Source organism: Streptomyces sp. E2N166, assembly GCF_003671715.1.
In the GTDB taxonomy this organism is placed as follows: Bacteria; Actinomycetota; Actinomycetes; order Streptomycetales; family Streptomycetaceae; genus Streptomyces; species Streptomyces thinghirensis.
Genome location: NZ_RAIF01000032.1, coordinates 1,732,227 through 1,757,058 on the forward strand (window position 1 = coordinate 1,732,227; position 24,832 = coordinate 1,757,058).

Annotated in this window: 27 protein-coding genes and 3 pseudogenes; 18 read left to right on the top strand and 12 right to left on the bottom strand. The window is 71.7% G+C overall.

Annotated features, from left to right (window positions below; genetic code table 11):
- Window positions 1-465 precede the first annotated feature (465 nt).
- The 3 genes from EBH09_RS34875 to EBH09_RS34885 all read left to right on the top strand — a co-directional run bounded on the left by EBH09_RS34875 (window position 466) and on the right by EBH09_RS34885 (window position 2,972).
- On the top strand, window positions 466-897 hold the full coding sequence (locus tag EBH09_RS34875; protein WP_121750782.1) for a hypothetical protein: 432 nt from the start codon (window positions 466-468) through the stop codon (window positions 895-897).
- 105 nt (window positions 898-1,002) lie between these two features.
- Entirely contained in the window at window positions 1,003-1,662 is a 660-nt protein-coding gene (locus EBH09_RS34880; protein WP_193776695.1) for a class F sortase, read from the top strand.
- A gap of 152 nt (window positions 1,663-1,814) precedes the next feature.
- The gene (locus EBH09_RS34885) at window positions 1,815-2,972 is read left to right on the top strand and encodes a SchA/CurD-like domain-containing protein (RefSeq protein ID WP_121750784.1); all 1,158 of its coding nucleotides are present in this window, start codon (window positions 1,815-1,817) and stop codon (window positions 2,970-2,972) included.
- Window positions 2,973-3,057: 85 nt separating this feature from the next.
- Here EBH09_RS34885 and EBH09_RS34890 read toward each other — a convergent pair whose 3' ends face one another.
- Together EBH09_RS34890 and EBH09_RS34895 are read right to left on the bottom strand one after the other, a co-directional pair.
- The gene (locus EBH09_RS34890) at window positions 3,058-4,086 is read right to left on the bottom strand and encodes a methyltransferase (RefSeq protein WP_121750785.1); all 1,029 of its coding nucleotides are present in this window, start codon (window positions 4,084-4,086) and stop codon (window positions 3,058-3,060) included.
- Between the two features lie 49 nt (window positions 4,087-4,135).
- Entirely contained in the window at window positions 4,136-5,209 is a 1,074-nt protein-coding gene (locus EBH09_RS34895; RefSeq protein WP_121750786.1) for a right-handed parallel beta-helix repeat-containing protein, read from the bottom strand.
- A 142-nt stretch (window positions 5,210-5,351) separates the two neighbouring features.
- On the opposite strand from EBH09_RS34895, the gene EBH09_RS34900 reads away from it, so the two are divergent.
- Window positions 5,352-6,137 carry a restriction endonuclease gene (locus tag EBH09_RS34900; RefSeq protein ID WP_121751164.1) on the top strand — a complete coding sequence of 262 codons (786 nt, stop codon included), beginning with the start codon at window positions 5,352-5,354 and terminating at the stop codon, window positions 6,135-6,137.
- Between the two features lie 76 nt (window positions 6,138-6,213).
- Window positions 6,214-6,750: an isochorismatase family cysteine hydrolase gene (locus EBH09_RS34905; protein ID WP_121750787.1), complete on the top strand. Its 537-nt coding sequence runs from the start codon at window positions 6,214-6,216 to the stop codon at window positions 6,748-6,750.
- A gap of 39 nt (window positions 6,751-6,789) precedes the next feature.
- Here EBH09_RS34905 and EBH09_RS34910 read toward each other — a convergent pair whose 3' ends face one another.
- Window positions 6,790-7,278: a DUF5949 family protein gene (locus tag EBH09_RS34910; RefSeq protein ID WP_121750788.1), complete on the bottom strand. Its 489-nt coding sequence runs from the start codon at window positions 7,276-7,278 to the stop codon at window positions 6,790-6,792.
- A 98-nt stretch (window positions 7,279-7,376) separates the two neighbouring features.
- Window positions 7,377-7,616, bottom strand: a pseudogene (locus EBH09_RS34915) (FCD domain-containing protein); the annotation flags it as partial.
- 29 nt (window positions 7,617-7,645) lie between these two features.
- Between EBH09_RS34915 and EBH09_RS34920 the strand changes: the two are divergent.
- The 3 genes and pseudogenes from EBH09_RS34920 to EBH09_RS34930 form a co-directional block, all read left to right on the top strand.
- Window positions 7,646-7,918: pseudogene (locus tag EBH09_RS34920) on the top strand (MFS transporter); the annotation flags it as partial.
- A 104-nt stretch (window positions 7,919-8,022) separates the two neighbouring features.
- Complete coding sequence (locus EBH09_RS34925) at window positions 8,023-8,388, top strand: transglycosylase family protein (protein WP_121750790.1); 366 nt, start codon at window positions 8,023-8,025, stop codon at window positions 8,386-8,388.
- Window positions 8,389-8,468: 80 nt separating this feature from the next.
- Window positions 8,469-9,344, top strand: a complete 876-nt coding sequence (locus EBH09_RS34930; RefSeq protein ID WP_121750791.1) for an oxygenase MpaB family protein — start codon at window positions 8,469-8,471, stop codon at window positions 9,342-9,344.
- 47 nt (window positions 9,345-9,391) lie between these two features.
- Here the strand turns inward: EBH09_RS34930 and EBH09_RS34935 are convergent, their stop codons facing one another.
- From EBH09_RS34935 to EBH09_RS34955, 5 genes and pseudogenes are all read right to left on the bottom strand, one after another.
- The gene (locus EBH09_RS34935) at window positions 9,392-10,357 is read right to left on the bottom strand and encodes a YihY/virulence factor BrkB family protein (protein WP_121750792.1); all 966 of its coding nucleotides are present in this window, start codon (window positions 10,355-10,357) and stop codon (window positions 9,392-9,394) included.
- A gap of 412 nt (window positions 10,358-10,769) precedes the next feature.
- A pseudogene (locus EBH09_RS34940) lies at window positions 10,770-11,051 on the bottom strand (ATP-binding cassette domain-containing protein); the annotation flags it as partial.
- 150 nt (window positions 11,052-11,201) lie between these two features.
- Window positions 11,202-11,930, bottom strand: coding sequence for a trypsin-like serine protease (locus EBH09_RS34945; protein ID WP_193776696.1), 729 nt, complete (start codon window positions 11,928-11,930; stop codon window positions 11,202-11,204).
- Window positions 11,931-12,096: 166 nt separating this feature from the next.
- Window positions 12,097-12,567: a hypothetical protein gene (locus EBH09_RS34950; protein ID WP_121750793.1), complete on the bottom strand. Its 471-nt coding sequence runs from the start codon at window positions 12,565-12,567 to the stop codon at window positions 12,097-12,099.
- A gap of 84 nt (window positions 12,568-12,651) precedes the next feature.
- The gene (locus EBH09_RS34955) at window positions 12,652-13,404 is read right to left on the bottom strand and encodes a sulfite exporter TauE/SafE family protein (protein WP_193776697.1); all 753 of its coding nucleotides are present in this window, start codon (window positions 13,402-13,404) and stop codon (window positions 12,652-12,654) included.
- 331 nt (window positions 13,405-13,735) lie between these two features.
- On the opposite strand from EBH09_RS34955, the gene EBH09_RS34960 reads away from it, so the two are divergent.
- The 6 genes from EBH09_RS34960 to EBH09_RS34985 all read left to right on the top strand — a co-directional run bounded on the left by EBH09_RS34960 (window position 13,736) and on the right by EBH09_RS34985 (window position 18,951).
- Entirely contained in the window at window positions 13,736-14,908 is a 1,173-nt protein-coding gene (locus tag EBH09_RS34960; RefSeq protein WP_121750794.1) for an ATP-binding protein, read from the top strand.
- Window positions 14,905-15,306 (top strand): roadblock/LC7 domain-containing protein, encoded by a 402-nt coding sequence (locus EBH09_RS34965; protein WP_077797340.1) that lies wholly within the window; start codon window positions 14,905-14,907, stop codon window positions 15,304-15,306. The genes EBH09_RS34960 and EBH09_RS34965 overlap by 4 nt, the downstream gene beginning before the upstream one ends.
- Window positions 15,303-15,680, top strand: a complete 378-nt coding sequence (locus EBH09_RS34970) for a DUF742 domain-containing protein (protein ID WP_121750795.1) — start codon at window positions 15,303-15,305, stop codon at window positions 15,678-15,680. Before EBH09_RS34965 ends, EBH09_RS34970 begins: the two co-directional genes overlap by 4 nt.
- Window positions 15,655-16,248: an ATP/GTP-binding protein gene (locus EBH09_RS34975; RefSeq protein ID WP_121750796.1), complete on the top strand. Its 594-nt coding sequence runs from the start codon at window positions 15,655-15,657 to the stop codon at window positions 16,246-16,248. The genes EBH09_RS34970 and EBH09_RS34975 overlap by 26 nt, the downstream gene beginning before the upstream one ends.
- 15 nt (window positions 16,249-16,263) lie before the next feature.
- On the top strand, window positions 16,264-17,613 hold the full coding sequence (locus tag EBH09_RS34980; protein WP_121750797.1) for a cytochrome P450: 1,350 nt from the start codon (window positions 16,264-16,266) through the stop codon (window positions 17,611-17,613).
- A gap of 210 nt (window positions 17,614-17,823) precedes the next feature.
- Window positions 17,824-18,951 (top strand): tryptophan dimethylallyltransferase family protein, encoded by a 1,128-nt coding sequence (locus EBH09_RS34985; protein WP_121750798.1) that lies wholly within the window; start codon window positions 17,824-17,826, stop codon window positions 18,949-18,951.
- Between the two features lie 102 nt (window positions 18,952-19,053).
- On the opposite strand, the gene EBH09_RS34990 is transcribed toward EBH09_RS34985, so the two are convergent.
- The 3 genes from EBH09_RS34990 to paaI all read right to left on the bottom strand — a co-directional run bounded on the left by EBH09_RS34990 (window position 19,054) and on the right by paaI (window position 22,242).
- The gene (locus EBH09_RS34990) at window positions 19,054-20,352 is read right to left on the bottom strand and encodes an NAD(P)-binding domain-containing protein (protein ID WP_121750799.1); all 1,299 of its coding nucleotides are present in this window, start codon (window positions 20,350-20,352) and stop codon (window positions 19,054-19,056) included.
- A gap of 133 nt (window positions 20,353-20,485) precedes the next feature.
- Window positions 20,486-21,832, bottom strand: coding sequence for a phenylacetate--CoA ligase PaaK (gene paaK / locus EBH09_RS34995; RefSeq protein ID WP_121750800.1), 1,347 nt, complete (start codon window positions 21,830-21,832; stop codon window positions 20,486-20,488).
- Entirely contained in the window at window positions 21,829-22,242 is a 414-nt protein-coding gene (gene paaI, locus EBH09_RS35000; protein WP_193776758.1) for a hydroxyphenylacetyl-CoA thioesterase PaaI, read from the bottom strand. The genes paaK and paaI overlap by 4 nt, the downstream gene beginning before the upstream one ends.
- A 223-nt stretch (window positions 22,243-22,465) precedes the next feature.
- Here paaI and paaA point away from each other — a divergent pair, with 223 nt between their 5' ends.
- From paaA to EBH09_RS35020, 4 genes are all read left to right on the top strand, one after another.
- Window positions 22,466-23,443, top strand: a complete 978-nt coding sequence (paaA, locus tag EBH09_RS35005; RefSeq protein ID WP_121751167.1) for a 1,2-phenylacetyl-CoA epoxidase subunit PaaA — start codon at window positions 22,466-22,468, stop codon at window positions 23,441-23,443.
- The gene (gene paaB, locus EBH09_RS35010; RefSeq protein WP_121750802.1) at window positions 23,440-23,733 is read left to right on the top strand and encodes a 1,2-phenylacetyl-CoA epoxidase subunit PaaB; all 294 of its coding nucleotides are present in this window, start codon (window positions 23,440-23,442) and stop codon (window positions 23,731-23,733) included. The genes paaA and paaB overlap by 4 nt, the downstream gene beginning before the upstream one ends.
- Window positions 23,734-23,742: 9 nt before the next feature.
- Complete coding sequence (gene paaC, locus EBH09_RS35015) at window positions 23,743-24,570, top strand: 1,2-phenylacetyl-CoA epoxidase subunit PaaC (protein ID WP_121750803.1); 828 nt, start codon at window positions 23,743-23,745, stop codon at window positions 24,568-24,570.
- A partial coding sequence (locus EBH09_RS35020) for an iron-sulfur cluster assembly protein (protein WP_193776759.1) occupies window positions 24,564-24,832 on the top strand: 269 nt, incomplete at its 3' end. The genes paaC and EBH09_RS35020, both read left to right, overlap by 7 nt.

The window sequence follows — 24,832 nt, forward strand, 5'->3', positions numbered from 1 at the left end:
CCCCCCGACCGGCCGCGCCTCGCTCATCCGAGCAGCGCGGCCGTCGTCGGTCGTGGGCCGGACCCGCGTCGGTCGAGCCGCCGAGGCGAGGCACGGAAGCCGGTGGGCGCGGCGGCTCGCCCGTCCGGGGCACCCGAACGGGCGGAGATCGGCATCTGCTCCGTGCGTTCCGCGCTCCGGTCGCGCCCGGCCGGCCTTACCGACACGGTGGTCCACCGCCCCGGCCCTTCCGCGCCGACTGCCTTACTGGTCAGGGAAGTTGACGGACCGAGGTATCCGTCGCACCCACCCACCACCGGACGGTGGAGGGGGGCCGCGAGGTCTCCCTCGCCGGACGGGCCGTCACCCGGCTGAGCGCCTTGAGTGGTGCGAGCGGCACGTCTGGCTGACGGTAAATCACGTCGGGGTCGGGTCACCTCAGCTGACGAAGCACCAGCTGCCCGGCCGTGACGGAAGGAACCTCAGATGCGTTCTGCTCACATGCTCCTGACCACAGCGGCGGCCTCGGCCGTCCTCGTCCTCGGCGCACCCGGCGCCTACGCGGCGGTCGGCGGCGACTGGGACCACGACGACTCTTCCTACAGCAAGGAGCACGACAACGGAGGCAAGCACGAGGAGCCGCGCGGTGGGATGCACACGGGTGGCGGTGCGCTGACCGCGGTGAACGAGGGTGACTGGGAGGGTGGCTCCAAGCAGGGCTCGGAGACCCACAAGCAGGACGAGGGCGAGAAGTCCTGGGGCGGCGGCGAGCACGAGAAGCCGCGCGGCGGAATGCACACCGGAGGCGGCGGGCTGTCCGAGCCGGCCACGACCGCGGGCGGGCTGGCCGTCCTGGCCGTCGCCGGGACCGGTCTGTACGCCGTCCGACGCAGGAAGTCGGCTCACGGAACGGCCTGAGCCGTGCCGGGCGAGATAGCAGTCGGGCCGCCGCCCAGGCACCGCGTGGCGGCCCGGCTCGCTTCCCCCACCCCGTCCGCCCGTGACCCAGTGAGGTGGTCCTCGATGGCAGTCCCCCCTTCCCCCGCCGACGACGAGCCGGCGCCGACCGGGTCCCGCTCGGGCATGACGGTGCTGTGCGCCGTGGCCCTCCTGGTCCTGGCCGTGAGCCTGATCGGCGGCAACGACACCTCGGCCGACTCCTCCCGCCCGCCGCTCGCCGCCCAGCCCGGCGCGTCGGCCCCGTCCGCCGTCGCCGAGCCGGAGACGGGCCTGCCACGGTCGAAGCCCGTACGCCTGCGCATCCCGGAGATCTCCGTCGACGCCCCCTTCACCGACCTCGCCATCGGCGCGAACGGACAGCTCCAGGCCCCGCCACCGGACGACACGAACCTCGTTGGCTGGTACGCCAAGGGCGCCTCCCCCGGGGAGGAGGGCACCTCGATCATCGCCGGGCACGTGGACACCAAGACGTCGGCGGCCGTCTTCGCCCGCCTCGGCCAACTGGAGAAGGGCGACGTCTTCCACGTCGAGAGAGCCGACGGCCGCAAGGCGTCCTTCGTCGTCGACGGCCTGGAGACCTTCGACAAGGACGACTTCCCCAGCAAGCGCGTGTACGGCGACGGGGACCGGGCCGAGGTACGGCTCATCACCTGCGCCGGCGACTACGACCGCGAGGCCAAGGACTACACGGACAACCTGGTGGTCTTCGCACACCTCACCTGAGTCCCGCACGTGCCGTCCCGGCGTCTCCCGGTCACCCGCGCAGTGCATACGAGTCGCGCGCCCGCGGGGCCGGGCACAGGATCGAGGCACGCTGGCGTCGTATCACCGCGGCCGACATTCAGTTCCGCCCCCGCGAAGGAGATGTGCGCAGGATGACCACCACATCCATCCCTGTTTCCGAACCGCTGACGCGACAGGTGTCGCACCATGTCTCCCAGTCGGTGTTCGACGGCTCCAGACTCCGGGTCGTCCTTCTGGTGGAGGTCTACGACGGGGCCCAGCAGCAGTTCCTCGAGACGTACGAGCAGCTGCGTAGCCACGTCGAGTCCGTTCCCGGGCACCTCGGCGAGCAGTTGTGCCAGTCCATCGAGAACCCCTCCCAGTGGCTCATCACCAGCGAGTGGGAGAGTGCCCCGCCGTTCCTGAACTGGGTGAGCAGCGAAGAGCACGTGCGGATGGTGAAGCCGCTGCACAGCTGCGTCCGGGACACCAGGTCGCTGCGTTTCCACGTAGTCCGCGAGACGAGCCACCCGGCGGCGGGTGACGGGACCGCCCGGGGCGGGCTCCAGACGTCGCCCCGGATCGGTGACGGAGTGATCCGGCACGCCCTCACCTTCACGGTGAGGCCGGGCAGCGAGGAAGCGGTCGGGAAGATCCTCGCCGACTACGCCTCGCCCGAGCCGCGGGTCGACGACACCACACGGCTGTGCCGTACCTCTCTGTTCCTGCACGGCAACCGGGTGGTGCGGGCCATCGAGGTGCGCGGCGACCTGCTCGCGGCGCTGCGGCACGTGGCCGAGCAGCCCGAGGTGCGGGCCGTCGAGGAGGCCATCAACCCGTATCTGGAGCAGGACCGGGACCTCGGCGATCCGGAGTCCGCCCGGGTGTTCTACACGCGGGCGGCGCTGCCCGCCGTCCACCATGTGACCGCGGGGCAGGAGGATCCGGCGGCGCGGCGGCACGCGTTGTCGTACCCGGCCCGGCCGGGCTGCGGCATGCGGCTGGCCCAGCTGCTCGCCGACCGAGACGAGGCGGCGGCGGACGATCCGCGCAGCCCGGTCCTGTGCAGCACGATCTTCCAGCGCGACGACGTGGTGGTCCGGCTGGTCGACGTACGAGGCGGTCTCGACGCCGGCGACCCGGCGCTTTCCCTCGGGCTCACGGACCCCGGCCAGGTGGCCGAGCTGACGGCGCTCCTGGACGACCCCGACGGTGGCGACGCTTCCGCGCCGACGGGCGGTGACCTCGCCCGCGCTCTCGAGGGCGCTCGCATGCGACTCGTCACCGACCGCCGCTCGCCGGACGCCTGATCCGCCCCGCTCACGGCGCGCACACGTCGGCCGCCGGACCGCTGCGCGCGGTCCGGCGGCCGACGTGCCGCGTCTCCCGGTCAGCTCACTCGGGCACGGTGCAGTCGAACGCGTGCAGGTAGGGGTTGACCGGGCGGATGTCGTCGATGACCAGGCCCGCGTCGGTCAGCCGGCCGACCATGCTGTCGGTGGTGTGCTTCGCGCCGCCGACGTTGAGGAGCAGCAGCAGGTCCATGGCGGTGCTGAACCGCATCGAGGGCGTGTCGTCGACGAGGTTCTCGATGACCACGACGCGCGCCCCGGGCCCGCCCGCCGCCATGACGTTGCGCAGGGCACGGGCGGTGCTGTCGTCGTCCCACTCCAGGATGTTCTTGATGATGTACACATCGGCCTGGACGGGGACGGCCACCCGGCAGTCGCCCGGCACGATCCGCACCCGGTCCGCGAGCGATCCACCCTCGCGCAGCCGCGGGTCGGCGTTCTCCACCACCCGTGTCAGGTCGAGCAGGGTGCCGTGCATCGACGGGTACTTCTCCAGCAGGCTCGCCACCACGTGCCCCTGGCCGCCGCCGATGTCCGCGACCGACGTGCTCCCCGACAGGTCGAGGAGCGCCGCGACGTCCCGGGCCGACTGCCGGCTGGAGGTGGTCATGGCGCGGTTGAAGACCTCGGCCGACTCGGGAGCGTCCTCGTTGAGGTAGGTGAAGAACTCCTTGCCGTACAGGCCCTCGACGACGTTGTGGCCGGTGCGCACCGCCTCGTCGAGCTGGGGCCACGCGTCCCAGGTCCACGGTTCGGTACACCACAGGGTGATGTTGCGCAGGCTGTGCGGGTCGTCCTCCCGAAGCAGCAGGGACATGTCGGTGTGCGTGAAGGTCCCGTCCTTCCGCTCGGCGAAGACGCCGTAGCAGGCAAGGGCACGCAGCAGCCGGCGCAGCGGCCCGGGCTCGGTCTTCACCGAGGCCGCGAGGTCCTCCACGGCCATGGGGGTGTCGCCGAGGGCGTCGGCGACACCGAGGCGGGCGGCCGCGCGGAGGGCGGCGGCACATGCCGCCCCGAACACGAGCTCCCTCAGCCGCATGGGCGGGGGAGGGGCAGTCTGTGCGGTCGTCATGTGCCGCTTTCCTTCCTGCTTCGGTCCACGGGTGGCTACGGCCGGCCGGTCAGCACAGTCCCGCGGGCTTGGAGGCCCCGCAGGTGTTGCCTTCGAAGGTGTTGGTCTTGGCGGTGTCCCCGGTCTCGGGGTGGACGAGGTCGGCGGGCGAGTTGTCGCGGAGCCTGTTGCCGTTGACCTCGTTGTCCGAGTTGCCGGCGCCCACCACGCTCTTGGCCAGGACGATGCCGCCCGACATCGACGACTTGCCGGCGTTGCCCTCGACCGTGTTGTCGGCGACCAGTACCTTCTCGGCACCGGTCAGCACGATGCCGGAACCCTGGAGCGCCTCCAGCCGGTCGGTCTTCGGGCAGGACTTGTTGTTCCGCACGACGTAGTTGTCGCGCACGACCAGGTCGCCGGCCTTGGGCTTGTTCTCGTCGCCGACGACGAACACGCCGGCGCAGTTGCCGCCGATGTAGTTGTCCGCGACGGCGAGGTTGCGCAGGCGCCGGACGGTGACGCCGATCCGGTTGCCCTCGACGCGGTTGTGCTCGACGACCGTGCCCTGGGTGTCCGCGGCGCCTTCCTCGGCGTTGATGGTGTTGGCGAGGAAGATGCCGGCGTCGCCGTTGTCGCGGGCGGTGTTGTCCCGGAAGGTGCCGTGGATCGACCGCTCCTGGGCGATGCCCCAGACGCCGTTCTTCACCGCCGTCACGTTCCGCACGGTGAGCCCGTCCGTGGCCCTCGAGAACAGGCCGGTGCGCTTGAAGCCGGTCACCGTCAGGTTGGCGACGGTGACGCCCTTGACGTTCTCGTCCTTCGTCCCGGTCACGCAGATGCCGTTGCCGCCCTCGGCACAGGTGTCGGCGGCGGCGGCCTTCTCGGTGCTCGGCATGATGACCGTGCCGCGGCCCATGCCGCGCAGAGTGAGCCCGGGCGTGCTCACCTGGACGCTTTCGCGGTAGGTGCCGGGGGCGACGAGCACGGTGTCGTCTGAGTCGGCAGCGTCCACTGCCTTCTGGATCGATTCGCCGGGGTGGACCACGTGGGTCATGTGGCCGGCGGACGCCGGAGCCGCACCGAGCCCCGTTCCGATCATCGCTGCGGTGCACACCAGGTACACGACATGGCATTTCTTCATATTCCGCACGTTATGCCCGAAAGATTCTCGCGCGGGAGGGATGAGCCATCCGACGGCGTGTCATGAACGGACGGTGAACCGGTGGTTCTTGGGCAGACGGCGTAAGTGATCTTCATGTCGGGCCCAGGGAGGAATGATCACCGTGACCGTGCCTGAACGCCGCATACGCCCGGGACGCCGCTTCGACCTCCGCGCGACGGCCATGTTCTTCGGGCTCACCGCCGTCGGCCTGAGCGTCGTGGGATGGGTCGTGCGGATGGCGCTCGACGTCGCGGAGCGGCGTCCCGCCTGGGCCGTCGTCCTGGTGCTCGGGGGAGTGGCGGCAGGCATCGTCTGCTTGCGCAGGAGAGCCGGGTTCTCCCCGGGGAGACTGGCGCGCCGCGCCACGGGCGCCCTGGAGGAGGCCACGGCCACGGCCCTGGACGCACTGGAGGCGCCGACGGCCGCGCCGGCGGAGGAGGCGCACGGCATCGAGGAGTCCGCGACGGAGGCGGTCGTCGACCACGAGCGGCTCAGTCCCGACGAGTTCGAGCAGGCGATAGCCGATCTCTGCGTACGGGACGGCTGCGCCGAGGTGGAGGTCGTGGGCGGAGCGGGCGACCTCGGCGCGGACGTCGTGGCGGTGGCTCCCGACGGCCGCCGCGTCGTCATCCAGTGCAAGCGCTACGACGACGAGAACAAGGTCGGCTCCCAGGATCTCCAGCGCTTCGGCGGTACCTGCTTCACCGTCCACGGGGCCGACGTCGCGGTCGTCGTCACCAGCAGCGACTTCACCGCTCCGGCCGCAGAGTACGCCGAGCAGTGCGGAATACTCTGCGTGAACGAGAGTCAACTGCGTGACTGGAGCGAGGGGCTCGGGCCGCCGCCGTGGGCACCGAGTGACCTCGTGGAGGAAGAGGCGGAAGCCGCTGACCGGTACCCCCGGTGACCTGCCGCGTCCTCCCCGCCCCGCCGTCGCCCCGGGAAGGGCGGATCTTTCGCCGTCCAGTGGCAACCTTGTCATCATGGGCAAGACCGCGCTGATCGTCATCGACATGATCAACACCTACGATCACGAGGACGCCGACTCGCTGATTCCCGCCGTGGAGTCCGTGCTGCCGGCGCTGACCGGCCTGCTGCAGCGGGCGCGTCGGCAGGGCGTCCCCGTGATCTACGTCAACGACAACTTCGGGGAGTGGCGTTCGCACCACGGTGAGATCCTCGACCAGGCCCTCTCGGGACCGCACGCCCGCCTCGTCGAGCCGCTGCGTCCCGACGACGCCTCCCTCTTCGTGGTCAAGGCACGCCACTCGATCTTCTACGAGACCCCGTTGACGTATCTGCTCCACCAGCAGGAAATCGACCGGCTGGTGCTGTGCGGGCAGGTGACCGAGCAGTGCGTGCTCTACTCGGCGCTCGACGCCCACATCCGTCACTTGCAGGTCATCGTTCCGCGCGACGCGGTCGCCCACATCCACGCCGACCTCGCGGACGCCGCGCTGCGCATGATGCAGCGGAACATGGGCGCCCGGCTGTGCGACAGCGGCGAGTTGTGGACGTGAGGCGATCCGCCGGCGCGGGCACCCACCGGTCCCGGCCCGTCAGCTCCGGAGGCTGCGCACGGGCAGGATGACCTGCGCGGCAGACGTGAGCGTGTCCTCGTCGTTCGCGAAGGCGGCGACCGCCTCGCCGTCGCCGGGCTCCCCATCGGACCAGGGGCGCGTGGCGAAGATCAGGCAGGCGTACCCGCGCTTGTCGACCGCCGCACGCCACTCGGGTGTCGGGACGAACTGGGCGTTGACACCCGGCATGGTGAGCGCCGCCGCGCCCGGTACGACCAGCAGGCTGACCGGCAGATTCGACAGGAGCGTCGCGTCGAGGATGCCGTCGCCCACGGAGAGTCCGGAGTGTCGCAGCAGCCGTTCGACGGCCGTCCGGGACGCCTCCGGGCCGCCTTCGCCGTCGCCGAGCGAACAGGCGAGGAGGAAGGGGACGTCGCCGTCGGGGGTCTCACGACTCCAGGACATGATGACGAGCGTGCCGAGGTCGGCGGTTCGCAGGGGGCGCGTGTCGGTTGAGATCGAGGTCACCGCGAAACCGTAAGGGCGCGCCGGGACGCTCCCGCCCGGCTCTCACCCGACTGGCGGACGTCGTCGCGTTTCTTCACACGAACGAGGGGTGCGCGCGCTCAGTGCCGCGACAGCCGGCTGCGGATGCCGTCGAAATGCCGGTGCACGGCCGACTCCGCGGCCTCCGCGTCACCCGCCCGACCGGTCCTGGCGTGCGTCCGGGCCAGTTCCTCGCCGTCGGCGGCCGTGCCCAGGCTTTGCGCGCGCACCCGGTGGAACGCGCTCCAGAAGGCGTCGAGGAGTTCGCTGGGCAACTCGTTGTCCGGTGATCGGTGGAGCACCCGGTGCACTGCCCGGTCGGTGCGGGCCCCGGTCTTCCCGCTCCGGCACGTACGACGTCGGAGCGCTGGGCCGCGCCGTCGCCCCGGTGCTCGGAGCCAAGTCGGCGTCGGCCATGACCCTGGGGCAGTCGCTCGCGGTGCTGGCGTTCTCGCTGACGCTCGTCGTGATCCTGCTGGTCGGCTTCGACGTCCCCAGCCGCCTCAACCGCCTCAACCGCCTCAACCGCCTCGTCGACCCGGAGGCGGTCGTGTACCGCCTCGCCTCCGAGGCGCTGATGGACAGCCCGCGCCCCATTCGGTCGGCGACACCGGGCGGGTAGGGGGGCCGGAGGCCAGCGACGACGGTGGACCGTGTGCTCCGACCGGCGTAAGGAGGCGGCGGTCGGCGCGCGATCTCGCCGTCACGTGGTGTAACAGTCTCTGTATGATCTGTAGACGAAATGCTCATAGGAGCGACGTGCGCAGTTCGCGGGGTCGCAGGATCCGGACCGCGGTGGTGGTCCTGTTCGCCGCGACCGCACTGGGCACGACCACCGCGGCGGCGGCCTCGCCGTCGGTCCCCCCGCGTACCGACTGGGACGCCATCGCCGCCTGCGAGTCCGGCGGCAACTGGAAGGCCAACACCGGCAACGGCTACTACGGCGGCCTGCAGTTCGCGCGGTCGAGCTGGATCGCGGCCGGCGGCCTCAAGTACGCCCCGCGCGCCGATCTCGCCACCCGCGGGGAGCAGATCGCGGTGGCCGAACGCCTCGCCCGTCTTCAGGGAATGTCGGCCTGGGGCTGCGCCTGACGTTCCAGCCCGGCGGACCCGGGCAGAAGTAGTCATGTGAGCCGCCCGTCCGCATCAGGGTGAAGGAGGGCTCGGCAGCCATGGGACTTCTCCCCGGGAACAGCCGTCCCGCCCCGCGCGCACGGCTCGGCGACATGATCTTCTCCAGGGTGGCGGGGCCGGAGGGGCCCGGAAACCGTGCCCGCATCCACGACACACCGGGTCCACGCTGGTTCGGTCCCGAGCGGCCGATCAGGCGGGTGCACGGGGACGCCTCGATGTTCATCGGGGGCCTGACCGCCCTGCTGCTCCAGTCCCTCCACCCCCTCGCCATGGCGGCCGTCGCCGCGCACTCCGGGTTCCGCGGCGACCCCTGGGGCAGGCTGCAGCGGACCAGCACCTTCCTGGCCGTCACCACCTATGGACCGGCCGACAGCGCCCAGGCGGCGTGCGAGCGGGTACGGGCGGTCCACGACAGCGTGCGCGGCACCACCTCCGAGGGGCAGACCTACGCCGCCGCGGATCCGCACCTGCTGTGCTGGGTGCACGTCGCCGAGGTCGACAGCTTCCTGCGCGCCCACCAGCGCTACGGCGCCCGGCCCCTCGACGACGACGAGTGCGACGCGTATGTGGCCGACGCGGCGCGCATCGCCTCCGCGCTGGGCGTCCCCGACCCGCCCATGGACCGCGCCGGACTCACGGAGCGACTGACCGCCTACCGCGGCGAACTGCGCGCGACCGGCGAGGCGCGGAGCACCGCGCGGTTCCTGCTGCTCAATCCGCCCCTGCCGCTGCTCGCGCGTCTCCCGTACGCGGTCATCGCCGCCAACGCGGTCTCGCTCCTGCCGGGCTGGGCCTCGCGCGCCCTGTGGCTGCCCCGCGTCCCCCCGGCCGAGGGTGTGTGCGTACGCCCGCTCGGCGTGGCCGTGACCGCCGGAATCCGCTGGGCGCTCACTCCGCCCCGCGACGCCGCGTAGTCCCGGACCGGCTTCGCCGGGCGACCCGGTCGTCACCGACGGGACCGTCAGTCTCCCGGCCCGGGATCCGGCCGCACCGGCGTACGGATGCCGGCGCGGGCCGCCTCCAGCTGCGCGGCGAACGCGACGCCGAGGAAGAGCGCCACGGCGGTGAGGTTCGCCCACAGCAGCAGCGCGATGAAGGCGGTCAGCGGACCGTAGACGGCACCGAAGGCGCCGCTGCGCCCGACGTAGAGCGCGAGCAGCCAGGTCGCCGAGACCCACAGCACGAGGTGGACCGCCGAGCCGAAGGCCAGCCAGGTGTAGCCGGGCTGGTCACGGCGGGGTGACCAGCGCAGGATCACCGCCGAGGCGACCCAGGCCAGCAGCAGCCCCGCCGGCAGCTCCAGCACGCTCCACCACCCGGTGCCGCCGTCCCGGTCGCCGACGGAGCGGGCCACGGCGTCCCCGACGGCCTCACCGGCGACGAGTACGAGGAACCCCAGCACCATGGGCAGGCCGGCGGTGAGCGCGAGCACCAGCGCCCTCGCGTACTTGCGGTGGACCGGACGGTCGCGCTCGATGCCGTAGATGCGGTTGGCGCCGCGCTCGATCTGGCCCATGGCCGAAGCGAGGTTCAGTACGGCGAACGCCAGACCCAGCCACAGTGCGAGCGTGCTCCACGCGTCACTGTCGGCGCTGCGCCGGGTGCCCTCGAACGCCTTCTCCACGACGTCGGCACTGGCGCCCGGCACGATCCGGCCGAGGGTGAGCTCGATGACCCGCCCCACTCCCTCGGTGTGCACCGACGTGGCTAGGCCGACGAGCACGATGGTGAACGGGACCAGGCCGAGCACCACCTGGAAGGCGAGGGCCCGCGCGTTGGTGAAACCGTCCGCGTAGCGGAACCGGGCGAAGGAGTCGGTCAGCAGCCGCAGGCCGCCGTACCGGCGCAGGGCGGTCAGGGCTTCGTCGCCGGAGAGTTCGTCTCCGAGCATGTCCCGGGTCTGCGGGACGTGAACGGCGGTTCCCACGGTGCGGCTGCTCCTCGTGTCGGGGCGGGACGGGCGAGGCGGAGGTCCTCCACCCGTGCGCATGCCCCGTGAACGAGCCGGCAGCGCGCACGGGACGACCCCGCACCTCGACGGCGTCGCCGTGTTGACCGGGGTAACCCGTGGGCGTGCACTCGTGCCTTCCGACCCAGCCTCCCGTTTCCGCGGGCCGGCGCACGGGCAGTCCCCGGCGGGGGAGCCGAGGGGCGGCCCCGGGCGTTCGGTGAACCGGTACGTCCGGGGCCCCCTCGCACCGCTTTCCCCGCGGGAGGCCCAGGCGTCCGCCCGGCCCTCCGACGCGCCAGACCCCGCTCGGCTCAGGCGCGAGGCACCGTTGCCCGGAGCCGGCCTGATCCGGAGGACACCCTCTGAACGTGTACGACCGCCACAGAGGCTGCACGGTGCCACTGACATGGCCGATGCGCGCCCGGAGCTCACGGACGTCCACCCGTCCCAGCCGGCTGCCGAGTACCTCGACGGTGCCGGTCGTGGGGTGCATGAGTGCGCCGAGCAGCCGCAGCAGGGTGGTCTTGCCGGCGCCGTTGGCTCCCAGCAGGGCCCAGTGCTCTCCCGGCCGGACCGTCCAGTCGACCCCGTCGAGGATCAGGTGGTCCGTCGTGTGGCGGCGGACGCTCACGTCCCGGAGCCGCAGCACGACGGCCTCGTAGTCGTCCACCGGTGACTCGACTGTCTGCCCGGCCGTGGCGGAGCTCCTTCGCACGGGGCCGATCGTTCAGGGGGAACGTTGGATGCATCCACCACGTGCCTGCCGGGCCGTCCGCTTCCTGGACGGCCCGGTCCGCTCCACGCCGGAGACGGGTCAGGATCAGACGCCCGCCACCGACTGGATCCACGAACGGTATGCGGTCACGTTCGTGTACGCGGTGGTGGTCTGCCGGTCGCTGGTCGAGGCGACGCCCACCTGGACGCCGCCGGCCATCATCGGGCCGCCGGAGTCGCCGCCCGCGGTGATGCCGTCACCGGGGCGGGCGCAGATCGCCTGGCCGTAGTAGGCGTCGTAGCAGCCGCGGGTGACGGTCAGGTTGGCGACCTTCAGGTACCGGGACTGGCAGTTGATCTCGGAGCCGCACCGGGAGGTGGCGCCCCAGCCGTAGACCTGCACGCCTTGGCCGACCCGCACCGTGCCCGGCTGCCCGAGCCGTGCGTAGGAGGCGGACACGGAGCGGTCGAGCCGGACCAGAGCGAGGTCCGACGAGGAGTGGGTGACGGTCTGGACGCCGCTCGCCACGGTGCCGCCGGAGCTCTGGTCGAGGCTGCCGATGCGGAAGGAGAGGTTTCCGCCGCTCACGCAGTGCTTGGCGGTCAGGATCCAGGTGGGGGAGATGATGGTCGATGAGCAGGTCTGGGTTCCGTTGGAGAACAGCCGGGCCGCCCAGGGGGCGTTCTGCGCGTAGCCGCCGCCGATGATCGGCTGGGGGCCGCCGTCACCGGGCCGGGGTTCCGCCGCCAGGGCGCCGGGTGCGAGCGCGAGGGCGGACAGCAGGGCTGCCACGAGAGCGGCCGTCAAGGTGGGGACGAGTCTGGATATGCGCAAGGCTCCTCGATTCCGACGACACGCGTGGGGGCGCGTGTTGGTGTGTGGGGGCGCCGCTCAGCATGTCGGGCGCGGTTACGGGGCCACCAATCCCGACTTCTCATAACGCGCCGTTATGGCGGGCCGGGCCGGCCGGCGGAGCCTGCCGGCCGGCCGGTGTGTCGGTTCAGCCGGCGGGCGAGGCCGGTGCGTCCCTTCTGCCGCGCACGGTCGTCAGCAGGGCCCGGGGCCGTACGGTGGCCGCGGCGACGGGCGGCGCCGCCCGACCGGAAGCCAGTTCCAGCCGCACCCGCCGGGTGATCGTGGCGATGGCGGTGACGAGTTCGGTGCGGGCGAACCGGTCACCGATGCGCTTGTGCTTGCCCGCGCCGGGGGGCGGGAACGCGTGCGTGGGCCGGGGCCGGTCGCCGTCCGGCCGGCGGTCGGGGTCCTGGACGACCAGTGTGGGGGTGCCGGGCTGGAGGGTGATCTCGGTGAGCGGTCCGCAGGAGGCGCGCGGTGAGGCGATGAGGCCGAGGTTGTCGCGCGGGAGCCGTATCGCGTGCCCCAGAAGCGGCAGCGACCCCGCTGCCCTGGGGGGAGGCGCTACGAGCGGCACGAGGGCGTGTCCCTTCGAGTCGATCCTGGGCGCCTCCATGGCTTCCCTGATCACTGCCCGGAGCAGTCGCGCGAGGGCGTGGTGTTCGCCACGGAGCCGGGAGGCCGCGGGCCCGCTGGCGGGTCAGCGGAGCAGCAGCTGCACGAGGGCGACGGTGCCGACCGTCACGACCAGTATCCGCAGGACCAGCGGGCTGAAGCGGCGGCCCACCTTGGCTCCGAGGTAACCGCCGAGGGCCGAGCCGACCGCGATGAGCGCGACGGCCGTCCAGTCGAAGTCCGCGGCGAAGAGGAAGAAGAGCGCGGCGACGGTGTTGACGATGGCGGCCAGCACGTTCTTGACCGCGTTGAGGCGCTGCAGGGAGTCGTCGAGGAGCATGCCCATCAGGGACAGGTAGATGATCCCCTGCGCGGCCGTGAAGTAGCCGCCGTAGACACTGGCGAGTGTCAGGCCGGTGAACAGCAGTGGACCGCCGTCACGGCGGGGGGAGTCGCCCGTGCGTTCGCGGCGGCGTTGCACCAGCCTGCCGATCCGGGGCTGGAGTGCCACCAGCACCAGGGCCAGGCCCACCAGTACCGGCACGATCGTCTCGAACGCGTCGGCCGGCAGCGCCAGCAGCAGCGTGGCGCCGGCGAGGCCGCCGACGAGCGCGCCGATGCCCAGTCTCAGGATGCGCCGGCGCTGGCCGCGAAGCTCCTTCCGGTAGCCGATCGCCCCGCTGATGGAGCCGGGGATGAGGCCGAGCGCGTTGGAGACCGTGGCGGTGACGGGGGACAGCCCCGTCGCCAGCAGTACGGGAAAGGTGATCAGCGTTCCGGAGCCGACGACGCTGTTGATCGCCCCGGCCCCGACGCCCGCCGTGAACACGGCGGCCATGGCCTCCGGCGTCACGCCGTGCCGCCCCGCGCCGCCCACCGGCCCGGCCGGAAGGTGTCCTGTGCATCTTTCACGGGGCCGACTGTACCCACCGCCCGAGTCGATCCAAGTGCCGGTCCCAACCGGTCCTGGATGAACACTTCTTGACGTCAATTCACCTGATCACGCGGTGATACGATCACCGCGTTTGCGGAGCGGGCGGATGGGTGAAAAGCCGCATCCCCGACTTCAGGGACAGCCCGGACAGCAACCCCGGTGCGGGCAGTCCACCGAGCCGCCCGCGTAGACGGGAATCCAGCAAGCCGGCCTTCAGTCGCCTGAAGAGAGTCTTATGACGGAATACACAGGGAACCCATTGCTCTGGGTCCTTCTCGTCGCCCTCGTCGCAGCCGCCGCGCTCATCAGCCGCCAGCGCAGGGCGGCACGAGCTCTGCGGCAGCAGGTCCAAGGGCTCAGGGATCATTACACGGAGCTGGAGAACGATTACGGGAAGTCCGTGCGGGCGGCTCAGGAGCGGGCCGAGGACGAGACGAAGACGGTGTTGAAGTCGGCCATGCGGACCCTGCAGGGCCTCGCCGCCGAACAGCAACTGGTGCTCTCCCGGCTGCAGAGCAAGTACGGCGACTCGGCGCTCCTGCAGGACCTGCTGGAGATCGACCACACCAACTCGCAGTTCGGCCGGCGCGCCCAGTCCATCGCGGTGCTGTGCGACGGCTGGCTCGGCGGCCGGCGTGACACCGCCTCGGTGTACGACGTGGTGCGCAGCGCCCAGGGCCGGATCCGGCACTTCCGCCGGGTGGAGATCCTCTCCCAGGTCGACTTCGGCATCACCAGCCGCGCCGTCGAACCCGTCGCCCTGGCCCTCGCCGAGCTGTTCGACAACGCCACCAGCTACTCCAGCCCGGACACCGTCGTCGAGATCAACATACGGACCGTGCCCAAGGGCGTCTGCGTCGTCGTCGACGACGCCGGTGTCGGCATGAGCGACGAGGAGCGTGCCCGCGCCGACAAACTGCTCGCCACCGAGCGGGCCTCGGGGGTCGCGGGGCTCGGCAACCCGCCCCAGTTCGGTTTCGCGGTCATCGGCCTGCTGTGCGAGCGTTTCGGCTTCGAGGTGTCGGTGGACTCCTCCTCCCCCTACGGAGGTGTACGCGCGGTGGTCCTGTTGCCGCACGAACTGCTCACCGCCATGCCGGAGAAGAAGGCGCCCGCCCCCGCCGCCCGCGGTACGGCCCGGCCGGGCCCGGACGGTGGACCGGAGACGGCCCTCACCTCGTCCCAGACCGATGACGGCCTGCCCCGGCGACGCCGCAAGCGCCCGATGGCCATCGTGCCCGGCAGCTCCTCCGCCCCGCGCCAAGCGGGCCGCTCCGACTCCGAGCAGGCGCAGATCATGGCTGCCTTCCAGCGGGGCACGCAGACCGGCCGCGTCACCCGGCCCGAGGAAACGGACCGGACGAGCAGAACACTTGGTGCAAGCAGAGAAGGACATGAGGACTCGTGAACGACGATCTGTCATGGATGCTCGACAGCGCCCTGGAGATTCCCGGGGCCCTGCACGCGGTCCTGATCTCCGCCGACGGCCTGCTGATGGCCCGGACGCAGGACTTCGACAAGGACGACGCGGACCGGGTCGCCGCCGCGATGAGCGGTGTCCAGTCACTCAGCCGAACCCTCGCCTTCTTCTGTGAGGACCCGCAGCAGGCGTGGCGGCAGACCCTGGTCGAGTTCGACGGCGGCTGGGTGTTCCTCATCTCCGCCGGCGAGGGCGCCTACCTCGGCGTCTCCGCCTCCCCCGAGGTCGACATGGCGGACATCACCTTCCGGATGCAGCAGCTCGTCGCCCAGCTCGGCAAGCGGCTGACGACACCGCCGCGCGAGAACCTCGGCGCCCGCTCATGACCGGCCGCGACGGCTGGGAGCCGGAGGCCGCCGAATTAGTACGGCCGTACGTCATCACCAAGGGGCGCGGCCTGCCCGACGAGGACGACCTCTCCCTCATCACCCTGGTCACCGCCTCCGCCGAGGACGCGCGGCGGCCGACCCGGCTGTCCCCCGAGGAGCAGAGCCTGCTGGAACTCTGCTCGGCCGGCTACCTCTCGGTCGCCGAGATCGCCGGACACACCCATTTTCCGCTGGGCGTGGTGCGGATCCTGCTGGCATCCCTCATGGAAGGCGGCTACGTCACGACCCGCCCGCCGGTGGCCCCCGCGCGCCTGGCCGACAGGGAGATCCTGGAGGAGGTGCTCAATGGGCTCCGCGCCAAGTTTGGGTGAACAGGACTACGTACGCGGCGGGGCGACCCAGACCGCGGTGAAGATCCTCGTCGTCGGACACTTCGCGGTGGGCAAGACCACCCTCATCGGCTCCATCTCCGAGATCGAGCCGCTCTCCACCGAGGAGACGATGACGCAGGCCGCCGAGGCGGTCGACGACCTCAAGGGGGTCCAGGGCAAGACCACCACCACGGTCGCCATGGACTTCGGCCGCCTCACCATCAGCGACCGCGTCGTGCTCTACCTGTTCGGCACGCCCGGCCAGCAGCGCTTCGTCCAGATGTGGGAGGACATGGCCCGCGGCGCGCTGGGCGCCCTGGTACTGGTCGACCCCGAGCGGCTGGCCGATTCCTTCCCCGTGATCGACCTCATCGAGCACTACGGACTCGAGTACGCCATCGCCGTCAACCACTTCGACGGGGCGCCGCTGCGCGACGAGCGGGCGCTGCGCGAGGCCCTGGACCTGCTCGACGACACCCCCGTCGTCACCTGCGACGCCCGCGACGAGAAGTCCTCGGCCGCCGCACTGACCACCCTCGTCCGCTACTTGCTGGACCGCACCCGCTAGGAACTGGGAGCAGACATGAACGCCCACGACACCGCCCCGGTGCCGCCGCCCGGGTGCCCGGCCCACGGCTCCGGCGCCCGTGTGCCGCTGCACGGGACGGAGTTCGCCGCCGACCCCCAGGCGTACTACGAGTACCTGCGCCACTACGGGGCCGCCGCGCCCGTCGAGCTGGCCCCCGGGGTCGAGGCGACGCTGGTCACCGACTACGCGGCGGCGCTCCAGCTGCTGCAGGACTCCGGTTCCTTCCGCAAGGACGCGCGTCGCTGGCGGGCCTTCAACGAGGGCAAGGTGGGCCCGGACAGCCCCGTCGCGCCGCTGCTCGCCTACCGGCCCAACTGCATGTTCGCCGACGGCGCCGACCACCTGCGGCTGCGCCAGGCGGTCACCGACAGCATGGCGAAGGTGGACACCCGCCGGCTGAGCCGGAGCACCGAGCAGATCTCCGGCTACCTCATCGCCCAGTTCCGCGGCCGTGGTTCGGCCGACCTGCTCGGCGACTACGCCAAGCAGCTGCCGCTGTTCGTGTTCAACGAACTCTTCGGCTGCCCCGCCGACATCGGCGACCGGGTGCTGTTCGGCATCTCCGGCATGTTCGACGGCGTCAACGCCGACAAGGCCACCGCGGTGCTGTTCCAGGCGGTGGGGGAGCTGGTGGCGCTCAAGCGGAGCAAGCCCGGTGACGACGTCACCTCCTGGCTGATGCGGCACGAGGCCCGGCTGACCGACGAGGAGATGGTCCACCAGCTCGCGCTGCTGCTCGGTGCGGGCGCCGAGCCGCTGCGCAACCTCATCGGCAACACCCTGCACCGGCTCCTCACTCACGAGCGTTACGCGCGAGAGGGCGGCCTGATCGACGAGGCCCTCGACGACACGCTGTGGGAGAACCCTCCGATGTCGAACTACGCGCCGCACTACCCGGCCGCCGACACGGAACTCGCCGGACAGCAACTGCAGGCCGGCGACCTGGTCCTGGTCAGCTTCGCCGCGGCCAACACCGGCCCCGCACTGAGGGCGTCGCGCCAGGCCGGCAGCAACCGCGCGCACCTGGCCTGGAGCGCGGGCCCGCACGCCTGCCCCTCCAAGGAGCCGGCCCGGCACATCACGGTCACCGCCATCGAGCACCTGTTCAACGAACTGCCCGATGTCGAACTCGCCGTTCCCGAGGACAGCCTGACGTGGCGTCCGGGCCCCTTCAACAGAGCCCTCGCCACACTCCCGGCCCACTTCACCCCGGTTCGGTCCGGACGGCGCGGTGACCCGCAGCCGGGTTCCGGGGCGGCCGAGCAGGACAAGTCGGCCGGTCCGGCCCGTCCGTCCGAACGCAACGGCATGTGGAGCCAGTTCCTCAACTGGCTCACACGGTGACATGCGCAACACCCTCCCAACCTGCCCCTCCCGCATGAAGGTTCAACGGCACGGGTAGTGAGCAACGCGGCATTCAAGTTGCTTACGAGTAAAAGGAGGTGTCGTGGACCACATATCCACGAACGCCGCTTTCCCGCCGCAGCCGAACCCCCCGATACCCGCCTCCCCAGGCGGGTATCTCGCTGTGCGGCCCCGGCCGGGGACGGGCCGGTGACGGCCGCACCGACGGACACGGGCCTGCGGGACACACTGACGCTCGGGGCCTTCACCGGCGGCCAGTTGCGAAGACTCGGCGCGGTCGCCGGCCTGTCCGAGGCCGACGCCGAGACGTACGCCCGCGTCCTGAGCGACTCGCTGGGCGCGGTCGCGCAGCGGCCGCTGAACCTGCCGCCGCCCAGCCGCACGTTCCTGTCCGACGATCACACCCCCGTGGAGTTCTCGCTCTCCTTCCAGCCGGATGCGGCCCCCGCCCTGCGGGTGCTCCTGGACCCGGGCTGCGGCGCAGACAGCCTGGCCCAGGGCGGTCGCGTCGGACTGGAGGCGATCCGGGCGCTGGCCCGGCGCTGGCACTTCACCACCGGACCGCTCGACGACCTCGAGGACCTCTTCCTCCCGCCCTCACCGCAGGGTCCCCTGGCCCTGTGGTGCGCCCTGGAGCTGAGACCCGGCGGTGTGCCCAAGGTCAAGGTCTATCTGAACCCGGCCGCGAACGGGGCGGAACGTTCCGCCGGGACGGTGCGCGAGGCTCTGCACCGGCTGGGCCACCGGCAGGCCTTCGCCGGCCTGCCCCAGGGAAGCGGGTACCCCTTCCTCGCCCTGGACCTGGGGGACTGGGAGGAGCCCCGGGCGAAGGTCTACGTGCGCCACGACGACCTCACGGCCGGCCAGGCCGGGCGGCTGTCCCGCATGTCCCCGGGCCCCGGCCCCGCGGCGATCGAGGGATTCTTCCGGACGGCCGCGGGCCTCGGCCCCGACGCGACCGGGCTCAGCAGGCGGCCCGGTCTGTCCTGCCACTCCTTCACCGACACCGCCGCCGCCCGACCGAGCGGTTTCACCCTCCACATCCCGGTCAGGGACTACGCCGGGCACGACGGGGAGGCACTGGCACGGGCGGCGAGCGTGCTGCGCCACCACGGCATGGACGCCTCGGTGCCGGCCCGTGCCCTGGCCGCGCTCACCGACCGGCGGCCCGAGGACGGCGTAGGGCTCATCGCCTACCTGGCCCTGGCCCACCAGCAGGACCGCCCGCCGCGGGTGACGGCCTACCTCTCCTCGGAGGCGTACGCGGTCAGGCCGCCGGCCGTGGAGGCCGTCCGCCACCCGGTGGCGGTGCACTGAGCGGACCCCTCCGGACACCGCAGGGCTCCCGGTGAGACCCACCGGGAGCCCTGGTCGCGGACGGGGTGGCCGGCCGGCCGGCGGCGGCACCCGGCGGGACGGCTACACGGGCAGCGACTCCCGGAACTCCGCCAGATACGGGCCCACGTCGACCTGGATCGAGGCGCCCTGGGTCCGGCCGTAGCGCTCGACGACGGCGGCGAGGTACGTGCCGATCTCCTCGCGCATCTCCGCCGCCGCGGGCAGCTCGGTCTCGCCGTCGATGATCCGCGCCACCCACTGGGCCTGGGCCTCCACCAACCGGGTGATCGCTCCCACGGGACGGACGAGTCCGACGAAGTACAGGCCCGGCCGGTCGGCCGGGACCACCCGTCTGTACAGCTCGACCGAGCCGTCCGCCGCCACCGGACAGCCGTCGGGCAGGAAGGGGAAGGTCATGTGGAAGCCGGTGCAGTACACGACCGCGTCCGCCGCCTCCCGGGTGCCGTCGGTGAAGACGACCTCGCCGCCGTCGAAGGAGGCGATCGCGGGCTTCGGGGTCACGGCGCCGTGCCGGATCCGGCTGAGGATCTCGTCCGAGAGGGTCGTGGCCGACGAGAAGATGGGGTGGTCGGGCTCGGGCAGGCCGTAGTCCGCCAGCCTGCCGCGCGCGACGAGCAGGGCCTCCTCGGCCCACTTGCGCCGCTCGGCGAAGGACATCTCGTTCCACCAGGGCGCTTCGGCGATCTCGTCGAGCGACTTCCCGTACAACTGCTTGGGCACGATGTGCAGTCCCCGGCGCACCGAGAGCACGGTCTGGGAGGCGTGCCGGGACAGGTCCGCGGCGATGTCCACCGCCGAGGCGCCGAGGCCCACCACGACGACGCGCCGGCCCGCGAAGTCGCCGCCGTCGCGGTAGTCGAGGGAGTGCAGAATCGTTCCGGTGAATGATTCGGAACCCGCCGGAAGCGGGTCCGGCAGAGCGGGGTCGGTGTGGTGTCCCGACGCGACGATCACCCGCTCGAACCGCCGCGACGCCATGGCGCCGTCCGCGTCCCGGCTGACCACCGTCCACATGCCGTCCGCGCCCTGGTCCACGGACACCACCTCGGTCCGCAGTTCGACGTGGTCGCGCAGGCCGGCCCGGTCGGCGAAGGAGCGCAGATAGGCGGCGACCTGGCTGTGCCGGGGATAGAGCGGATACGAGTCCGGCATCGGGAAGTCGGCGTAACCGGTCAGCTGCTTGGCGGTGTTGAGGTGCAGCGACAGGTACCCGGGGCCCCGCTCGGCCGCCTCCGGCTGACGCCAGATCCCGCCGACGTCGGGAGCCTTCTCCAGGCAGACGAATCCGATGCCACGCGCCTTGAGGGCGTGGGCCACCGCCAACCCCGACAGACCTGCACCGATCACACACACACGCACGGGATTTCCCCCCAGGACGGACTCAATCTCCCCCGATCATGCAGTGACTGCCCATCCACACTCCTCCGCACACCGGCACGAGAGGCGAACGGGCGTGTCGGTGCTCACGTTTCGTCCCTCCGCCGGCCGACGGTCACGCCTGGCGCAGGTCCCTCACCCGGCGGAGCTTGCCCAGCGAGCGCTCCAGGGTCTCCGGGTCGACGATCTCCACCTCCACGGTGACGCCCACGCCGTCCTTGACGCCCTGCCGGATCGCGCCGGCGGCGGCCGCGCGCTGCTCGGGACCGGCGTCGGGGCGTGCCTCCACCCGTACGGTCATGTGGTCCATGCGACCGCGCTCGGTGAGCTGGATCTGGAAGTGCGGGGCGACGCCGGGCGTGCGCAGCACGATCTCCTCGATCTGGGTGGGGAAGACGTTCACCCCGCGCAGGATGATCATGTCGTCGCAGCGGCCGGTGACCTTCTGCATCCGGCGGAAGGCGGGCCGGGCGGTGCCCGGCAACAGCCGGGACAGGTCGCGCGTGCGGTACCGGATGACCGGGAGGGCCTCCTTGGTGAGTGAGGTGAAGACGATCTCACCCTCCTCGCCCTCGGCCAGCACGGTGTCGGTGAGCGGGTCGACCACCTCGGGGTAGAAGTGGTCCTCCCACACGTGCAGCCCGTCCTTGGTCTCGACGCACTCCTGCGCCACGCCGGGGCCGATCACCTCGGACAGCCCGTATATGTCGACGGCGTGGATGTCCATGCGCTCCTCGATCTCACGGCGCATCTCCTCGGTCCACGGTTCGGCACCGAAGATGCCGACCTGGAGGGAGGTGGTGCGCGGATCGACACCCTGGCGCTCGAACTCGTCGAGCAGGGTGAGCATGTAGGACGGGGTGACCATGATGATCTCGGGCCGGAAGTCCTGGATGATCTGCACCTGCCGGGCCGTCATGCCGCCGGAGGCCGGGATCACCGTGCACCCGGCGCGTTCGGCGCCGTAGTGCGCGCCGAGACCTCCGGTGAACAGACCGTAGCCGTAGGAGACGTGCACCTTGTGGCCGGGGCGGCCACCCGCGGCCCGGATGGAGCGGGCGATGACGTCCGCCCACATGGACAGGTCGTCGTCCGTGTAACCGACTACGGTGGCCCGGCCGGTGGTGCCGCTGGAGGCGTGCACGCGCCGCACGTCGGCCATCGGGACGGCGAACATGCCGAAGGGGTAGGTGTCCCGCAGGTCGGCCTTGGTGGTGAAGGGGAACCTGCACAGGTCCGCGAGGCTCCGGCAGTCGTCGGGCTTCACTCCGGCGGCGTCGAACTTCCTGCGGTACAGCTCCACGTTCTCGTAGGCGTGCCGAAGAGTCGTGCGCAGCCGGTCGAGCTGGAGCTCCCGGAGCTGCTCACCGGACAGCCGCTCGGCATCGTCCAGCAGGTCGTGGGGGAGAGGCTCCCCTCGGCGGGGTGCCGGGGCCGTCCCGGTCGTCGGCTCGCTGCTCATCGCGACTCCTTCGTCGTCGTGCCCGGCGTCTCGCGCGCCGTAGTGTCCCGTACGCTGCGGCTGCGTCCGCGGAACTCCGCGATCACTTCTCCGGCGCGCCGCACGGTCACGTCGTAGACGCCGCTGCGGCCGTACCGGGCGCGCTCCTCGGCGCGCGCCACCAGGACGTCGCCCTCGCGGGCCGGCGCGACGAAGACGATGTCGGCGCCCGCCGCCACGGTCACCGGGCCGTGGCTGTTGCAGGCGCAGGCGAAGGCGGTGTCGGCGAGCAGGAACAGGTAGCCGCCGTGGGCGATCCGGTGGCCGTTCACCATCGCCGGGGTCACGGTCATGCGGAGCACGGCGCTTCCCTCGCCGTGCTCGACCAGCTCGATGCCCAGCCGCCGGGACGCCTCGTCCGCGGAGAACATCACCTCCGTGGACGTCGGCTCAGCGGCCTGCGACACCCTTTCCGCCACGTGGTCCCACCACCTTCTCCCGACCGACCATTCGGTTAGCGCATGGCAGGGCCCAGTAATCCAGCCGTGCGGTTGCCCTGTCAAGGGTGTGGCCGACGAGGTCCGGGTCTTGCCCGGCACCGGGAAACGCGTCACACTGATACCGAACGAATGGTCGGTTGGGAAGCTGGTGACGATGACCACGACACACGCCGCCGAGGCACCGCCCCCGGACGGGTTGCAGGAGCACTTCGACGCGACGATCGCGCACGACCAGCGCGTCGAACCACGCGACTGGATGCCGGACGGCTACCGGAAGACGCTGATCCGGCAGATCGCCCAGCACGCCCACTCGGAGATCATCGGCATGCAGCCGGAGGGCGAGTGGATCACCCGGGCGCCGTCGCTGCGCCGCAAGGCGATCCTGTTCGCCAAGGTCCAGGACGAGGCCGGCCACGGGCTGTACCTGTACTCGGCGGCCGAGACGCTCGGCGCGGACCGCGACGACCTCACCCAGCGGCTGATCGAAGGGCGCCAGAAGTACTCGTCGATCTTCAACTACCCGACCCCGAGCTTCGCCGACGTCGGCGTGATCGGCTGGTTCGTGGACGGCGCCGCGATCTGCAACCAGGTACCGCTGTGCCGCAGCTCGTACGGGCCGTACGCGCGCGCGATGGTGCGCATCTGCAAGGAGGAGTCCTTCCACCAGAGGCAGGGCTACGAGCTGCTGATGACGATGATGCGCGGTACCGACGCCCAGCGGGAGATGGTCCAGGACGCGGTGAACCGGTGGTGGTGGCCGTCCCTGATGATGTTCGGCCCGCCCGACGACGCCTCGCCCAACTCGGCGCAGTCGATGGCCTGGAAGATCAAGCGGCACAGCAACGACGAACTGCGCCGCCGCTTCGTCGACATGACCGTCCCGCAGGCCGAGAAGCTCGGCGTCACCCTGCCCGACCCTCGGCTGCGCTGGAACGAGGAGACGGGGCACCACGACTTCGGCACCCCGGACTGGGACGAGCTGATGCGCGTCATCAAGGGCGACGGCCCGTGCAACGAACAGCGGATCCAGCGGCGGCGGACCGCCCACGAGGAGGGTGCCTGGGTGCGCGAGGCGGCCACCGCCCACGCGGCCAAGCAGGCGGCCCGCACGGAGAAGGGAGCGGCGGCATGAGCGCCGAGAAGCAGGGCTGGCCGCTGTACGAGGTGTTCGTGCGCGGCAAGCGCGGCCTCAACCACGTCCACGTCGGCTCGCTGCACGCCGCCGACGACACGATGGCCCTCACCCACGCCCGCGACCTCTACACCCGGCGCAACGAGGGCGTGAGCATCTGGGTCGTGCGCTCCGAGCACATCGCCGCCTCCACCCGCGACGAGAAGGACCCCTTCTTCGCTCCCAGCGCCGACAAGGTCTACCGCCACCCGACCTTCTACGACATCCCCGACGACGTCCCCCACATCTAGGAGCAGGGCATGAGCGACGACCACGTCTACCTGACCCTGGCCGAGGGGCACGAGGACGACACCCGCTGGGCCTACGGCACCGGCTTCGAGGACCCGCTGCACGGCGTCGACACCACCATGCCCGAGGGAGTCGACACCGGTGAACTGGCCGCGGACTGCGTGGCGCTCGCCGACGACGCCCTGGTCTCGGCGCAGCGGCTCGCCGAGTGGGTCACGCGCGCGCCGGAGCTGGAGGAGGAGGTGGCGCTGGCCAACATCGGCCTCGACCTCCTCGGCCAGGCCCGTCTGCTCTACTCGCGCGCGGGTCAGGTCGACGGCACCGGCCGCGACGAGGACGCCTACGCCTACTTCCGGGACGCCGGCGACTTCCGCAACGTGACGCTGGCCGAACTGCCGGGCGGCGACTTCGCGTTCGCCGTCGTGCGGCTCCTGGTTCTCTCCAGCTGGCGCCTGGCCCACTTCCAGCGGCTGGCGGCCCACCCCGACCCGGTCCTCGCGGCGGTCGCGGCGAAGGGCGTCAAGGAACTGACGTACCACCGGCAGTACGCCGCCGAGTGGGTCGTACGCCTGGGCGACGGCACGGACGAGTCGCACCGCAGGACGCGCGCGGCGCTGGAGCGGATCGCCCCGTACCTCGGCGAACTGCACACCGCGTACGACGTCCGGGACGAGGTCGCCGACGACCTGCGCCAGGTCACCGAGGCGGCCGGACTGCCCCTGCCGGTGTACCGCCCGCTGCCCGGCTCCGGCCGCGCCGGCGAGCACACCGAACATCTGGCGCCGCTCCTCGCGGAGTTGCAGGGCGTCGCCCGCGCCCACCCGGAGGCGACATGGTGACCGGTGGCCCCGCGCTCCTGGACGCCCGCCGCGCCCGGCACGTCGCCGAGCAGGTGCCCGACCCCGAGCTGCCCATGCTGACCCTCGCCGACCTCGGTGTGCTGCGCGGCGTCGAGGTGACCGGGGACGGGACCGTGGTCGCGAGCCTCACCCCCACCTACTCGGGGTGCCCGGCCATGGCCGAGATGCGGGCGGACGTCGCCGCGCGACTGCGCGACGCGGGGTACGCGCGCGTGGAGATCCGTACGGTCCTCGACCCGCC